Origin of the sequence: Dactylosporangium vinaceum, assembly GCF_019904175.1 — a bacterium.
Lineage (GTDB): Bacteria > Actinomycetota > Actinomycetes > Mycobacteriales > Micromonosporaceae > Dactylosporangium > Dactylosporangium vinaceum.
Genome location: NZ_CP061913.1, coordinates 11,901,715 through 11,915,061, shown reverse-complemented (window position 1 = coordinate 11,915,061; position 13,347 = coordinate 11,901,715). Strand labels below are relative to the sequence as shown.

Genomic DNA, 13,347 nt, shown 5'->3' with positions numbered 1-13,347 from the left:
ATTCCCCCAACCCTGGATGGCTACTGGTATGGCTACCTTGTCTGGACACCGAACGGCAGTCCGTCTGGCGGCTACCGCCGCGGCGATCGCCGCCGCGGCCCTGACCGTGGGCGCCGGCCCGGTGAGCGCGGCCCCCGAGACCCCGTCGATCGAGTTTTCCGGCGGCAGCGTGCTCAGCCTGCTGGTCTGCAAGTCGGAGCCGAACACCGGCAATGTGTCGGTGCCGTCCGACTCCCGGGTCAACTTCGTCAACCGCCTCGGCCAGGACGCGTCGCTCAAGGTGGACGGGAGGTCCGTCGCGACGGTACAGCCGAACCAGCAGGTCCCTGTGCTGTTCAAGAAGGGACCGGTGGAGGTCGCGATGACCTTCGACTGCGGCGTCGGCGTGGTGCAGCAGTTCAAGCCCGTCTCGGTCGGCGTGACCACGCCGCCCCCGTCCGCCGGCGGCGCGACCGCCCAGGCCGCCCAGCCCCAGGCCAAGGCGCCCGGTGCGGTGAAGACGACCGGACCGGCGAACGGGCCCGCGGGCGCGGCGGCCGGTGCGGCCAACGGCGTGATCACCAACCGCTCCGGCGGTTCGCGCTCGGCCAAGACGCCGACCGCTACCCCGGGTGCGGCCGGTTCGGCCGGCGCGGACAGTGCGGGTGAGACCGGCACCGAGCCCATCGATCCGGCCCTGATCGACCCGAGTGCGGCGGCGGCGCCGGCCGTTGGCGTGGACCCGAGTGCACCGGTCGACGACCGGGTCACCGTCGAGCAGCCCGTGGCCGCCAGTGGACCGGCGAGCAACGGCCCGGCCGGGCTGCTGGCGCTCGTCGCGACGGTGTGCGTCGTCGGTGTAGGAATTGCCGCCATTCGGGCGATTATCGCGCAACGGGCATCACGGGCTAGCTTCGCTTAAGGTACAATTTATATAGCTCCGCGGGGCGCAGTCATCCAAAGCACCGGTGTGGTCGTTCCTCCCCAGGTCCCACCCAACGAAGCGGATGACGCGCCCCGCGGTCTCTTGCGTCCGGCGCTTTTTACGTCCGGGCGCACCAGCATGTACTCTGGTTCGGTCCATCGGTCTGCAGATCGGTGGACGACGCACGACCTCCTGCCGCGGATGGACCGCGGCCGCTTAGCCCGTAGGAGGTGAGAAAGTCTTGCGTCATTACGAGATCATGGTGATCCTCGACGGCAGTCTCGAGGAGCGCACCGTCGCACCGTCGCTCGATCAGTACCTGAACGTGATTCGGACGTCGGGTGGCTCGGTGGAGAAGCTCGACGTCTGGGGCCGTCGGCGCCTGTCGTACGAGATCAACAAGAAGACCGAGGGTATCTACGCCGTCATCGACCTCCAGGCATCGCCGGAGAGCGTGGCCGAGCTGGACCGTCAGCTGCGACTCAACGAGTCCGTGCTGCGCACCAAGGTCATCCGGCCCGAGGTCCGCTAAGCGGATTCGGGCGAGATCGATCTGCTTCGCCCGGCCCCGGCCCACAGGGCGCGACCGAAAACTGTCGTACCCCTGTGACATGGTGGCCACATACCAGCGCGCGAGGAGTTGACTCATATGGCAGCGGGAGATACGACGATCACGGTCATAGGCAACCTGACCGACGATCCTGAGTTGCGTTTCACTCCGTCGGGAGCGGCGGTGGCCAAGTTCCGGGTGGCCTCGACCCCTCGGACGATGGACCGCCAGACCAACGAGTGGAAGGACGGCGATCCGCTGTTCCTGGCCTGCACGGTCTGGCGCCAGGCGGCTGAGAACGTCGCCGAGTCGCTGACCCGCGGGTCGCGAGTCATTGTCTCCGGCCGGCTCCGGCAGCGGTCATACGAGACGCGCGAGGGCGAGAAGCGCACCGTCATCGAGCTGGAGGTCGACGAGATCGGCCCCTCGCTGCGCTACGCGACTGCCAAGGTGCAGAAGATGTCGCGCAGCTCCGGTGGTGGCGGCGGTGGCTTCGGCTCCGGCGGCAACGGCTCCGGCGGCGGAGGCGGTGGTGGCGGCGGCGGGTTCAACGATGACCCGTGGGCCAACGCGACCCCGGCCGCCGGCGGCAGTGGCGGCGGAGGCGGCGGCAGGTCGAACTCTTCCTTCGACGACGAGCCCCCGTTCTAATGGCATCAGGAGCAAGAGCAATGGCGAAGGCTGCGGCCCTGCGCAAACCGAAGAAGAAGGTGAACCCTCTCGACAAGGAGGGCATCGCCTACATCGACTACAAGGACACCGCGCTGCTGCGCAAGTTCATCTCCGACCGCGGCAAGATCCGCGCTCGGCGGGTGACGGGTGTCACCGCCCAGCAGCAGCGTCAGATCGCGCGCGCCGTCAAGAACGCGCGTGAGATGGCGCTGCTCCCCTACACCGCGACCACGCGCTAGGGGGCCGGCGATATGAAGATCATCCTTACCCAGGAGGTCACCGGCCTCGGCACGCCCGGCGACATCGTCGAGGTCAAGGACGGTTACGGGCGCAACTACCTGCTGCCGCAGGGGTTCGCGATCCCGTGGTCCAAGGGCGCCGAGAAGCAGATCGTGACGATCAAGCGGGCCCGCTCGGCCCGGGAGATCCGCGACCTCGGGCACGCCAACGAGGTCAAGACCCAGCTCGAGGGCCTCAAGGTCTCGCTGGCCGTCCGCGCCGGTCGCGAGGGCCGGCTCTACGGCTCCGTCACCCCGGCCGAGGTCGTCGAGGCCGTGCAGAAGGCCGGCGGCCCTGCGCTTGACCGCCGCCGCCTCGAGCTGCCCGGCCACGTGAAGTCGGTCGGCGACTACAAGGTGCAGATCAAGCTGCACCCGGAGGTCGCCGCGGTCTTCACGCTGAAGGTCACGGCCGCCAAGTAGGACGCGCACAACGCTCGGGCCCCGCAGGACACTCGTCCTGCGGGGCCCGTTCGCGTTTCGTGAGCCTTCCGACCGCCGCCCCCCCCGGGGCTTCGCTTCGCCCGTCCAGCCCTCGGCCGGCCGCGCTTCCGGACGGCTTGGACGCGTGACGGCGCCTCGTCGGGTCCGGCCGGATGCCGGCCGGCGGGCCACATCAGCGTTCGGCCGAGCCGGCGGCCCGGTGATCGCCGCGCGGTGATCGGTCAGCCGTACAGGGACGCGGCGTCGCTGATCATGGTGGCCAGGCCATGGACCTGGGCGGAGTCGCCGGCGGACTGGGCGATCTTCAGCAGGTCGGTCAGGCGGACCTCCTCGGCGTACTGGCTGGCCCGGAGCACTTCGGCCAGGTAGGCGGCGGCGTAGGAGACGCGCAGTGGGCCGGCGGCCTCGGTGAAGTCGCGGTCGAGCGTGGTCACCGTGAGCGGTTCGGAGAGCTCGCTCGGCTCGCGGGTCTTGGGGTCCTGCCAGCGGACGCGTACGTCGGCCAGGTGGCCCTCCGCGCCCGCGCGCAGATGGAGCGCGTAGAGCGCGGTCACCGCGTGGCCGGGGCCCACCTCGCCGCCGTCGACCCGGTCGTTGCGGAACTGCGAGGCCGAGAGCGTGCGGTTGTCGTAGCCGATCAGGCGGTACGAGATGACGGTCTTCGGGTCGAACTCGACCTGCGCCTTCGCGTCCAGGGCGCGCAGGGCGACAGTGGCGGGGAGCTGCTGCACGAAGACGCGGTCGGCCTCGGCCTCGGTGCTCACGTAGACGACGTAGCCGTCACCCTTGTCGGCGAGCTGCTCCATGAAGCGGTCGCCGTAGTCGCTGCCGACGCCGACGCCCAGCAGCGAGATCTGCTTCGCCGCGGCCTCCTGGACCTCGCGGACCAGGGGCGTCGCGTCGGTGGTGCCGACGTTCGGCAGGCCGTCGGAGAGCAGGATGACGCGGTTCGTGGCGTTGCCACGGAAGCCTTTGCGGGCCGTGTCGTACCCGAGCCGCAGGCCGGCCTCGAGGTTCGTGCTGCCGGCGACCTTCAGGCGATCGATCGCCGAGTGCACGGCCTCGCGGTCGCGGACCGAGTTCATCGGGCGCAGCACCTCGGCACTGTCGGAGTACGCCACCAGCGCCACCGAGTCCGTCGGGCGCAGCTGGTCGACGAGCGTGTCGAGGCCGTGCTGGACCAGGTCCAGCTTCCCCGGCTCGGACATCGAGCCCGACACGTCCACGACGAACGTCAGGGCCGCGTCCGGGCGGTTGGCGTCGGACCCGCCGCGGGTCTGCAGGCCGATCCGCAGCAGCCGGGCGTTGTCCTCGGCGCCGCGATGCGTGGCCGGCAGCCGCGTGCCGTCCGTGTTGATCGCGAAGCCGTTGCCCGTCGGCTCGCGGTACTGCTGGTCGAAGGAGTTGATGAACTCCTCCGGGCGGATCGTGTTCGCCGCCGGGCGCCGGCCCGACTCCAGTGTGCGCTTCGCGAAGCTGTACGAGGCCGTGTCGACGTCCACCGCAAACGTCGACACGGGCCGGTCGGCCGCCGCGATCTCGCCTGCCGCCGCGCGATCGGCGTCGCCGGCCTTCTCGGGCGTCGCGGCGCCGCCGGCGAGCCCTTCGGGGGTGCCGGTCGGCCCGTACACCGGCGGCGCGGCGTTCTTGCCGCTGTCGCTGCTCGCGTTCGGGCCGCTCGCGCTGCAGGCCGCCAGCAGTGTGGCGGCGAGCGCCAGCATCGCGGCGGCGCGGAGTCCTCGTGCCATCGTGCCTCCCTCAGAGCCGTTTGGCAGGTCTGACGGCAGCACTCACCGGGCGGATCCCGGCGTGACCCTTCGGTGACCGAACCTTGATTTTCTAAAGACCCAGATCCTGCGTCGCCAGTACCGCGAAACCGACCGTGGCCAGGCCCGCTCCCAGGACCGCGCTGGCAAAACCGATCGCGAAGGGCCGCCAGCCGGCCGTGACCTTGCCCAGGATCATGGCGACCACGATGCTCAGGGCCATCGAGACGGCCAGCTGCGGTACGAGATGGCTGATGTTCGAGACGGCCTCGTCGTGCTGTGACGGGCAGGGCAGGCCGAATGCTGTCGTGCACCCGGGCCGCGGGTCGTCCGGCAGGGTCAGTGCCCAGGCGACATACGCGGCGAACGGGATGAGATACCAGCACGCGGTCGAGATGAACGACCCGATGTAAAGGCTGCGCTGGTCCGGCTCGTCCTCGTCGTCCTCGTCGTCGTCCTCATCCTCGACCCGCTCACTGGGTGGCGGCGGAGGGAGGGGCAGCCGGCGGCGCGGGCGGCGTTCGGCGTCGGCCCACTCGTCGTGGTCGAGCACCCGGCCCTGACCGGGCCGGCGGGAAGGGTCGGAGCGGGCCGGGTACGGCTCGATGCCGTAGTCGTCGTCCTCGGGCACCCGCTGCTGGGGGATCCATCGCTCCTGTCGGGGATCCCACCGTCCCGTCTCGGGCATCGGCTGGTCGCGCCGGCCGCGCGGCCGATCCCAATCCGGGTAACTCACTGCCGGAGCGTCACCCATTCGTGACCTTTTCGCAATCGGTCGTCCAGCCGAAAAATCCGTGTGCGGCTTTTTCCAACCCACAGGCTGTGGACACGGTAGGCCCAGCTCAGAGGCCATTTAAGCTGCCGTTATGGCAGGTTGTCCACAGGCGTATGCACAGGCTGTCCCAAGGTCTGGGGCCTCCGTCCACAGGTTGTCCGCAGAGTTGTCCACCGGTTAACTTTCATCAACGCCAGTCGCCCCATACGGTTGCGCGGGCGCGTCCTCGCGCCTGCGAGTTTTTGTCGTACCCCCGAGGTCTACTTGGGCCTGCAAGGTACGGCGTTGGGGGGCGGAAGTGTCGATCACCGAAGGCAGGCGGAGCGATCCGTGGGACGAGGAACCGCCACCGGAGGAGCACCACGAGGGGCCCGCGCCCGATAACCGCGAGCGCCGTGGGGGCGGCGGCAAAGGCGCGAACAAGGGCGGCGACCGGCCGTCGGGCGGCGCCGAGACCTTCGAGCGCACCCCGCCCCAGGACGTGGCCGCCGAGCAGTCCGTCCTCGGAGGCATGCTGCTGAGCAAGGACGCGGTCGCCGACGTCGTCGAGATCCTCAAGACCCAGGACTTCTACAAGCCGGCGCACAGCGTCATCTACGACGCCATCCTCGACCTCTACGGCCGCGGCGAACCCGCCGACGCCGTCACCGTCGCCGCCGCGCTCACTGACACCGGCAACATCGCGAAGATCGGCGGCACCCCCTACCTCCACACGCTGATGACCGCGGTCCCGACCGCGGCCAATGCCAGCTACTACGCCCGCATCGTCGCCGAGCGCGCCGTCCTGCGCCGCGTCATCGAGGCCGGCACCCGCATCGTCCAACTCGGCTACGGCTCCAGCGCCGAGGGCGGCCGCGACGTGGACGACGTCGTCGACCTCGCGCAGCAGGCGATCTACGACGTGACCGAGAAGCGCGTCAGCGAGGACTTCGCCGTCCTCGCCGAAATGCTCCAGCCCACCTTGGACGAGATCGAGGCCGTCGGCGCCCAGGGCGGGATGATGACCGGCGTCCCGACCGGCTTCCAGGACCTGGACCGCCTCCTCAACGGCCTGCACGCCGGCCAGCTGATCATCGTCGCCGGTCGCCCCGGTCTCGGGAAGGCGCTGGCCCTCGACACCCCGCTCCCGACGCCCTCCGGCTGGACCACGATGGGCCGAGTCAAGGCGGGCGACCGGCTGCTCGGGGCCGACGGGCGGCCCACCACGATCGTCAACGCCTTCGACGTGCTCCACGACCGCCCCTGTTACGAGGTCGAGTTCTCCGACGGCTCGGTGATCGTCGCCGACGCCGAGCACCTCTGGGTGACGACCACCCGAGCCTCCCACCGCCGGCCGGCGACTCCGCAGTGGGCGGCCGCGGTCGGCGAGCGATTGCGGCCCGTGCTCCACGGTGTCGGGCACGAGGTCGTCACGACGGGCGCCGCCGTCCGCGACCGCACGAGCGCGGGGCGGCCGGGGCGGCGGTCGATGCGGACATACTCGCGCCAGGCACCGACCGGCGAGCCGGGCCGGCGGGTCGCCCGGACGATGAACGCCGCAGCGACGGTGCTCCGCCCGGAGACCGTGACGACCGCCGAGATCGCGGCCACGCTGCGGCACCCGGCCGACGGCCGCCCCAACCACGCCGTGCCGACCACGGCCGCGCTGCAGCTGCCCGACCGCGTGCTGCCGGTGGGGCCTTACACGCTCGGCGCCTGGCTCGGCGACGGACACCCCTGCGCGGCCCGGCTCACCGCCACGGACCCGCAGGTCGTGGCGCTCGTCGAGGCCGAGGGGTATGCCGTGGTCCCGAGCACGGCCCACCCGATGCCGGCCGATATCCGCCGCGGGCGGCCGGAGGAGGGCTCGCTCACCGCTGACCTGTGCGCGCTCGGGGTGCTCGGCGGCAAGCACATTCCGGTCGACTACCTGCGCGGCTCGGAGCCGCAGCGGCGCGCCCTGCTGGCGGGGCTGCTCGACGCCCGGGGCGCGGTGTCGGCCGCGGGCAACGTGCGGTTCACGTCCGCGAACGCGCGCCTGGCCCGGGACGTGCGCGAGCTGGTCGTCAGCCTCGGCTACCGCTGCACGATGACCGAGCGCCGGGTCGACGGGCACACGCCCGCCACCTCGATCGCCTACGACCTGCACTTCACCGCCGCCGACGGCGTGTTCCGGCTCGAGCGCAAGCTCGCGGCCCAGCGCGCGCGGCGCTGCCCGACGAGCACGGCCCGGGCCGGGCAGCGATACATCGTCGCCGTCCGGCCGGTCGCGAGCGTGCCGGTCCGCTGCGTCCAGGTCGACAACGCCGACCACCTGTATCTCGCCGGCGAGGCGATGATCCCCACCCACAACTCGACAGCCGCGATGGACTTCAGCCGGGCGGCGTCGGTGAAGCACAACATGGCGTCGGCGATCTTCAGTCTGGAGATGTCAAAGGTCGAGATCGTCATGCGGCTGCTCTCGGCCGAGGCGCGGGTGCCGCTGCACGTGCTGCGCTCCGGGCAGTTGTCGGACGACGACTGGACGAAGCTGGCCCGGCGGATGGGTGAGATCAGCGAGGCGCCGCTGTTCGTCGACGACACGCCGAGCATGAACCTCATGGAGATCCGGGCCAAGGCGCGCCGGCTCAAGCAGCGGCACGACCTCAAGCTCATCGTCGTCGACTATCTCCAGCTCATGACCAGCCCGAAGCGCACCGAGAGCCGGCAGCAGGAGGTCGCCGACCTCTCCCGTGGCCTCAAGCTGCTGGCCAAGGAGGTCGAGTGCCCGGTGGTCGCGGTGAGTCAGCTCAACCGTGGCCCCGAGCAGCGCACCGACAAGCGGCCCCAGCTGTCCGACCTGCGTGAGTCGGGCTGCCTGACGGCCGGGACGCGGATCCTGCGGGCGGACACCAATGCGGAGACGACGCTCGGCGAGCTGCTCGAGTCGGGTGCGCGGGACGTTCCGGTGTGGGCGCTCAACGAGAAGCTGCAGTACGTGCCGCGAACGATGACGCACGCCTTCCCGAGCGGGCGCAAAGAGGTGTTCCGGATGCGGCTGGCGTCCGGGAAGGTCATCGAGGCCACGGCCAACCATCCGTTCCTGACGTTCGGCGGCTGGACCCCGCTCGGCGAGCTCGCCGTCGGCGACCGGATCGCGGCGCCGCGGCATGTGCCGCCGCCACTGCAGATCGCGCCGTGGCCGGAGCACGAGGTCGTCCGGCTGGCCCGCACGCTCGGGCGGCGCTCGGCCGAGAAGTCCCTGCCCGAGCGGGTGTTCTCACTGCCCAAGGAGCAGGTCCGGCTGCTCCTGCGACACCTCTGGGCGACGGACGGCTCGGTGACAGCGGCTGCGCCGGACCGCCCGGGCGGTGGCGGCCGGGTCCACTACGCCTCGACCAGTGAGGCGATGGTGCGGGGCGTGGCCCGCCTGCTGCTGCGGTTCGGGATCACCGGCCGGATCACGACGAGCAGCACCACGCCGCTCCCGGCGATGTTCACCCTCGACCTGTCGGACCGCGACGATCAGCTCCGGTTCGTCCGCGAGATCGGTGTGCACGGCGCCCGGGGCATCGCGTGCGAGATGCTGCGCGCCCGGTTGGAGAGCCGGCCGGGCAGTCCCGACGTCGACACGATTCCGGACGAGGTCTGGGGCTCGGTGCGGGCGATCCTGCACGGGCAGGGCGCGCCGCGCCCCGAGTTCGCCGCCGCGATGGGGACGCGGTCCGGCGGGCGCCGCCAGTGGGAGCGCTCGCCGAGCCGGTCGCGGCTGTCGCAGGTGGCGGCCGTGCTGGACCGGGCGGACCTCGAACTGCACGCGACGAACGACGTGTGCTGGGACGAGATCCGTTCGATCGAGAGCATCGGTGAGCAGGAGGTGTACGACGCGACGGTGCCCGGCCTGCACAACTTCGTCGCCAACGGCATCGCCACCCACAACTCGATCGAGCAGGACGCGGACGTGGTGATCCTGCTGCACCGCGACGACTACTACGACAAGGAGTCGCCGCGGGCCGGGGAGGCGGACTTCATCGTGGCCAAGCACCGAAACGGGCCTACCGACTCGATTACCGTGGCGGCGCAGCTACACCTGTCGCGGTTCGTCGACATGGCCATCTGACGGCCGTTGGCGCTGGTCCCACCAGTACGCCAGAAAGGCCGCCGGATACAGGAGGTAGCCGAAGCGCGTGGTCGGCGTGAGCATGATCGCGGCGGTCAGGCCGGCCGCTGTGAACAGGGCGGCGGCCGCGGCGGTCCGCGGGGGGCGGCGATACAGCCGGTAGGCGATGACGGCGCCGGCCAGGAGCAGCAGCGCCAGCGCGATCGTGCGGCCGGCCGGGAAGGCGGTGGCGATCAGGTGGCCCGGCAGCGGGGACTGGGCCGGGCTCGTCACCAGGCCGTGGCCGCTCGGGAAGCGGATGGCGTTCTCGATGAACGCGTCCGCGTCGACAATGAGCGCCGGCCCGAGCGCGGCCAGGGGGATGCCGAACGCGAAGGCGGCGAAGCGGAGCGCGCGGGCCAGCGGCGGCAGCGCCAGGACCAGCAGGACCAGGGCCACCGGCAGTGCGAAGAGCTTGAGGGCGCCGGCCAGGCCCACCGCGACCCCGGCGGCCACGAAGCGGTCGCGTGAGGCCAGGGCCAGGGCCAGCACGCACAGGGCCAGGACCGGCAGGTCGTCGCCGCCGGTGGCGAGGGTCAGGGTGCACAGCGGGAGGACGGCCACGGCCTGGGTCAGGCGGTGCGTGCGGGCGTTGAGCAGCCTGAGGGAGTACACGAGGCAGAACAGCGTGGCGGCGAAGAACCACACGCGGGCGTCGGTCCACCACGCCTGGCCGAACGCGGCGCGCGGTAGGCCGAAGATCGCCATGCCGGGCTGGTAGGGGGCGTAGCCGAGCAGGCGCTCCTCCGGGGGCAGCGAGGCGATCGCCGCCGGTGACAAGTAGGGCGTGCCGGTGTGGAGCAGGCGGTCGCCCATGTGCTCGACGACAAGTACCTCCTCCTGGGCCCGGTCGGCGCGCCCGGACGCGCGCTGGATCGACTCGACCAGGAGCGGGAGCAGGGCGGTGGCGGCAAACAGCAGCCAGACGACCAGGCGGCGAGCCCCGAGGAGGACGAGCGCGGCGCCGGCCGCGTAGCCGATCCAGGCGATCGCGCCCCACGCCCGGTGGGGCAGCAGCGTCGAGGTGAGCGCGGTGACGGCGGCGAACGCGGCGCACAGTGCGTAGAAGACGGCGTCGATCAGACGCGGGCGCAGGTCGGTAGCGATCCGACCATTCTGCCAATGGGTCAGGTGGAGCGCTCGCGGCCCGGGGGTTCGGCGGTGCCGCCCTGGGTCGTGCGGCGGGTGCGGCGGCTGCGGGACATGCGGATCACGGCGCCGGTGTCGTGCAGGGGAGCGGCGAGGTGGCCGGCGCCGCGGTCGAGGGCGGCCAGCAGGCGGTCGGCGGGCATGGCCCGGGCGAAGAGGTGGCCCTGGCCGGCCGGGCAGCCGAGCTCCCACAGTTGGCGGCGCTGGTCCTCGCGCTCGACGCCCTCGGCGACGACGAGCAGGTCGAGGCTGCGGCCGAGGTCGATGGTCGAGCGGACGACGGCGCCGGGGGCGGAGGCGTTCATCGCCGCGACGAACGAGCGGTCGATCTTGAGCTCGTCGACGGGCACCCGAGCCAGCGTCGCCAGCGACGAGAAGCCGGTGCCGAAGTCGTCGAGGGCCAGCCGGATGCCCTGGTCGCGCAGGGCGGCCAGGACCTCGTCGACGACCTCGAGCTTGCTGAGCGTCACGGACTCCGTGAGCTCGATGACCAGGGAGCTCGACGGCACGCCGTGCGCGGCCAGGCGGCGGGCGACGGCGTCGGGAAAGCTCGGGTCGAGCAGGCTGCGCGGTGACACGTTCACCGCGACCGGGATGGAGTACCCGGCGTCGGCCCAGTCCGTGACGGCGATCAGGGCCTGGTCGAGCACGGCGTCGGCGAACGCGGCGAGTTGGCCGGAGCGTTCGATGGCGCCGAGGAAGCGGTCCGGCGAGAGGGGGCCGCGGTCGGGGTGCTGCCAGCGGGTGAGGGCCTCGGCCGCGATGACCTTGCCGCTGGCCAGGTCGACGATCGGCTGGAAGTGGACGGTGAACTGGTGCTCGGCGACGGCGCGGGCCAGGTCGCCGCCGAGGGCGAGGCTGTTGACGTCGGCCGTGTCGCGGGACTGTGCGTAGACGACGACCCGCTGGCCCTCCTGCTTGGCCTGGTACAGGGCGATGTCGGCGCGGCGCAGGAGCTCGCCGACGCTGCCGCCGGTGCCGGTGGTCACGCCGCAGGTCGCCTCGACGCTGATGCGCATGTCGTCGAGCTCGATGGGCGGGGCGAGCGCGTCGAGCATGGCGTGGGCCCGCAGCTCGGCGATGGCCGGGGCGCTCAGGCCGGACATGAGGACCGCGAACTCGTCGCCGCCGAAGCGGGCCACCAGGTCGCCGGGGCGGGCCGCGGCGGCCAGGCGCTCGGAGACGCCGACCAGGACCCGGTCACCCTCGGCGTGCCCGAGGGTGTCGTTCACCTCTTTGAAGTGGTTGAGGTCGATCAGCAGTACCCCCACCACCCCGGCATTGCCCGCGAGGATCTCGTCGCCGTACTGCTGCAGCCGCCGCCGGTTGGCCAGCCGGGTCAGCGGGTCCTGGGCGGCGGCGCGGGCATGGCTGTCGGCGAGGCGCTGGGTCTCGGCGAAGGTCGCGGCGTTGCGGATCGCGGTGCAGAGCGCGGCGGTGAAGGTGCGCAGGGTGTACTGCTCCCGGTCGTTGAACCGCACTGGTCCCGCGCCGCGGAAGCGCAGCCGCAGCTCGCCCAGGTCGCCGTCGCCCCGGTAGCTCTCCAGGGCGACCGGGATGAGGTACCCCTCGGCCGGCGGCGCGTCGTGCGGGTGCCCGTCGAACAGGATGTCCCGGCCGTCGCTGCGGACCAGGCGGGCCTCGCCGCTCGGCGGCCGGATCTCGACCTCCGCCTGGTCGGTGGAGAAGATGTCGGTCGCCCGGCGCACGGCCGCGTAGAGGACGTCGGTCTGGTCGACGGAGTTGAACTCGTCGGTCGCCTCGGCCAGCCGCTGCCACGCCTCGTTGCCCTGCCGGGTGCGGGTCTTGTTGGCGAAGGCCAGGTGGATGGCGACGGCCAGGGGCGGCAGGACCAGCAGCAGCCACTCGCTGACGCGGTAGGCGACGACTGTGGCCAGCGCGACGCCGGCCTGCCCGAACCGGGTGAGGAGCCGGACGTCGAAGTTGGCGAAGAGGAGCTGCCGGAACGGTTTGTGCGTGACGATCGCGAACAATCCCTGGGCCACGACCTCGTCAACCACGGTATATGCGACAAATGCCAGCAGAAGTCCGGGTATGACCTCGGAAATGGAGAATGCGGAATTCAACAGGATCGGCTGGACCCCGACGCTGTACGCGGCGAAGGCGGCCGCTGTCGCGGAAAGAGTTTCTTTTCCGACATTGAAGGCCATCTTGACCGGATCGGACACCCGGCGGATCAGCAGGGAGAGGAACAGGCCGCACGCGGCGCCCAGGATCATCTCCGCGGCCGGCAGGAAGACGGCGGCGAGCGTGATCACTGCGGTGATCGGATGGATGCCGTCGCGGGCCGATCGGATGCGGACCTCGATGACGGTGAAGAAGTTGCCGATCACCACGAGGGTGAGCACGGCGAGGCCGGTGACCTGGGCCGGGCGGGTCGAGATGCTCCACAGTGCCCACAGGGCGGAGGCGGACCCGCCGACGACGACGGGACCAACGAGGCGCCACAGGCGCCGGTTGGTCGCGTCGTCGGTTCGCGGTGTTGTCTGCATCGCTCGGCTTCATCGTCGCCGATGTCGCCGCTGGCTTGTCAACCCGTAGCGGGGTCAGAGCCAGACGTGATCCTTCTGCATTTTCGCCCCCTATAGGCCGCGTCGCGGATATGAGCCCCGTTTAGCACCGGATATCGAAGTTCATCGAAGCTCTAAGTGCTGAACGCAGCCTAGGGTGC

At 71.3% G+C, this 13,347-nt stretch carries 9 protein-coding genes and 1 pseudogene; 6 read left to right on the top strand and 4 right to left on the bottom strand.

Annotation, left to right across the window (positions count from 1 at the left end):
• Nucleotides 1–37 precede the first annotated feature (37 nt).
• From Dvina_RS53740 to rplI, 5 genes are all read left to right on the top strand, one after another.
• On the top strand, nucleotides 38–901 hold the full coding sequence (locus Dvina_RS53740; protein WP_223100252.1) for a hypothetical protein: 864 nt from the start codon (nucleotides 38–40) through the stop codon (nucleotides 899–901).
• 244 nt (nucleotides 902–1,145) lie between these two features.
• Nucleotides 1,146–1,436, top strand: coding sequence for a 30S ribosomal protein S6 (gene rpsF, locus Dvina_RS53735; RefSeq protein WP_223100250.1), 291 nt, complete (start codon nucleotides 1,146–1,148; stop codon nucleotides 1,434–1,436).
• A gap of 117 nt (nucleotides 1,437–1,553) precedes the next feature.
• A complete protein-coding gene (locus tag Dvina_RS53730) occupies nucleotides 1,554–2,105 on the top strand; it encodes a single-stranded DNA-binding protein (RefSeq protein WP_223100248.1) in 552 nt (183 codons plus the stop codon).
• Nucleotides 2,106–2,125: 20 nt separating this feature from the next.
• Nucleotides 2,126–2,365 carry a 30S ribosomal protein S18 gene (gene rpsR, locus Dvina_RS53725; protein WP_223100246.1) on the top strand — a complete coding sequence of 80 codons (240 nt, stop codon included), beginning with the start codon at nucleotides 2,126–2,128 and terminating at the stop codon, nucleotides 2,363–2,365.
• Between the two features lie 12 nt (nucleotides 2,366–2,377).
• The gene (gene rplI, locus Dvina_RS53720; protein ID WP_223100245.1) at nucleotides 2,378–2,827 is read left to right on the top strand and encodes a 50S ribosomal protein L9; all 450 of its coding nucleotides are present in this window, start codon (nucleotides 2,378–2,380) and stop codon (nucleotides 2,825–2,827) included.
• A 242-nt stretch (nucleotides 2,828–3,069) separates the two neighbouring features.
• Here rplI and Dvina_RS53715 read toward each other — a convergent pair whose 3' ends face one another.
• Together Dvina_RS53715 and Dvina_RS53710 are read right to left on the bottom strand one after the other, a co-directional pair.
• The gene (locus Dvina_RS53715) at nucleotides 3,070–4,596 is read right to left on the bottom strand and encodes a vWA domain-containing protein (RefSeq protein ID WP_223100243.1); all 1,527 of its coding nucleotides are present in this window, start codon (nucleotides 4,594–4,596) and stop codon (nucleotides 3,070–3,072) included.
• 91 nt (nucleotides 4,597–4,687) lie between these two features.
• A complete protein-coding gene (locus Dvina_RS53710; RefSeq protein WP_223100241.1) occupies nucleotides 4,688–5,350 on the bottom strand; it encodes a hypothetical protein in 663 nt (220 codons plus the stop codon).
• Between the two features lie 496 nt (nucleotides 5,351–5,846).
• Here Dvina_RS53710 and dnaB point away from each other — a divergent pair.
• Nucleotides 5,847–9,467 (top strand): annotated as a pseudogene (gene dnaB / locus Dvina_RS53705) (replicative DNA helicase); the annotation flags it as partial.
• Here the strand turns inward: dnaB and Dvina_RS53700 are convergent.
• Nucleotides 9,432–10,637, bottom strand: a complete 1,206-nt coding sequence (locus Dvina_RS53700) for a glycosyltransferase 87 family protein (RefSeq protein ID WP_223106242.1) — start codon at nucleotides 10,635–10,637, stop codon at nucleotides 9,432–9,434. The pseudogene dnaB and the gene Dvina_RS53700 sit on opposite strands and share 36 nt — an antisense overlap.
• A complete protein-coding gene (locus Dvina_RS53695; RefSeq protein ID WP_223100239.1) occupies nucleotides 10,634–13,168 on the bottom strand; it encodes a putative bifunctional diguanylate cyclase/phosphodiesterase in 2,535 nt (844 codons plus the stop codon). The genes Dvina_RS53700 and Dvina_RS53695 overlap by 4 nt, the downstream gene beginning before the upstream one ends.
• Nucleotides 13,169–13,347: the final 179 nt, after the last annotated feature.

Excerpts from the sequence above, each read along its gene's own strand:
- rpsR (WP_223100246.1), top strand. The coding sequence starts at position 2,126 with ATGGCGAAGGCTGCGGCCCTGCGCAAACCGAAGAAGAAGGTGAACCCT.
- Dvina_RS53730 (WP_223100248.1), top strand. The coding sequence starts at position 1,554 with ATGGCAGCGGGAGATACGACGATCACGGTCATAGGCAACCTGACCGAC.
- Dvina_RS53715 (WP_223100243.1), bottom strand. The coding sequence starts at position 4,596 with ATGGCACGAGGACTCCGCGCCGCCGCGATGCTGGCGCTCGCCGCCACA.
- rplI (WP_223100245.1), top strand. The coding sequence starts at position 2,378 with ATGAAGATCATCCTTACCCAGGAGGTCACCGGCCTCGGCACGCCCGGC.
- Dvina_RS53695 (WP_223100239.1), bottom strand. The coding sequence starts at position 13,168 with ATGCAGACAACACCGCGAACCGACGACGCGACCAACCGGCGCCTGTGG.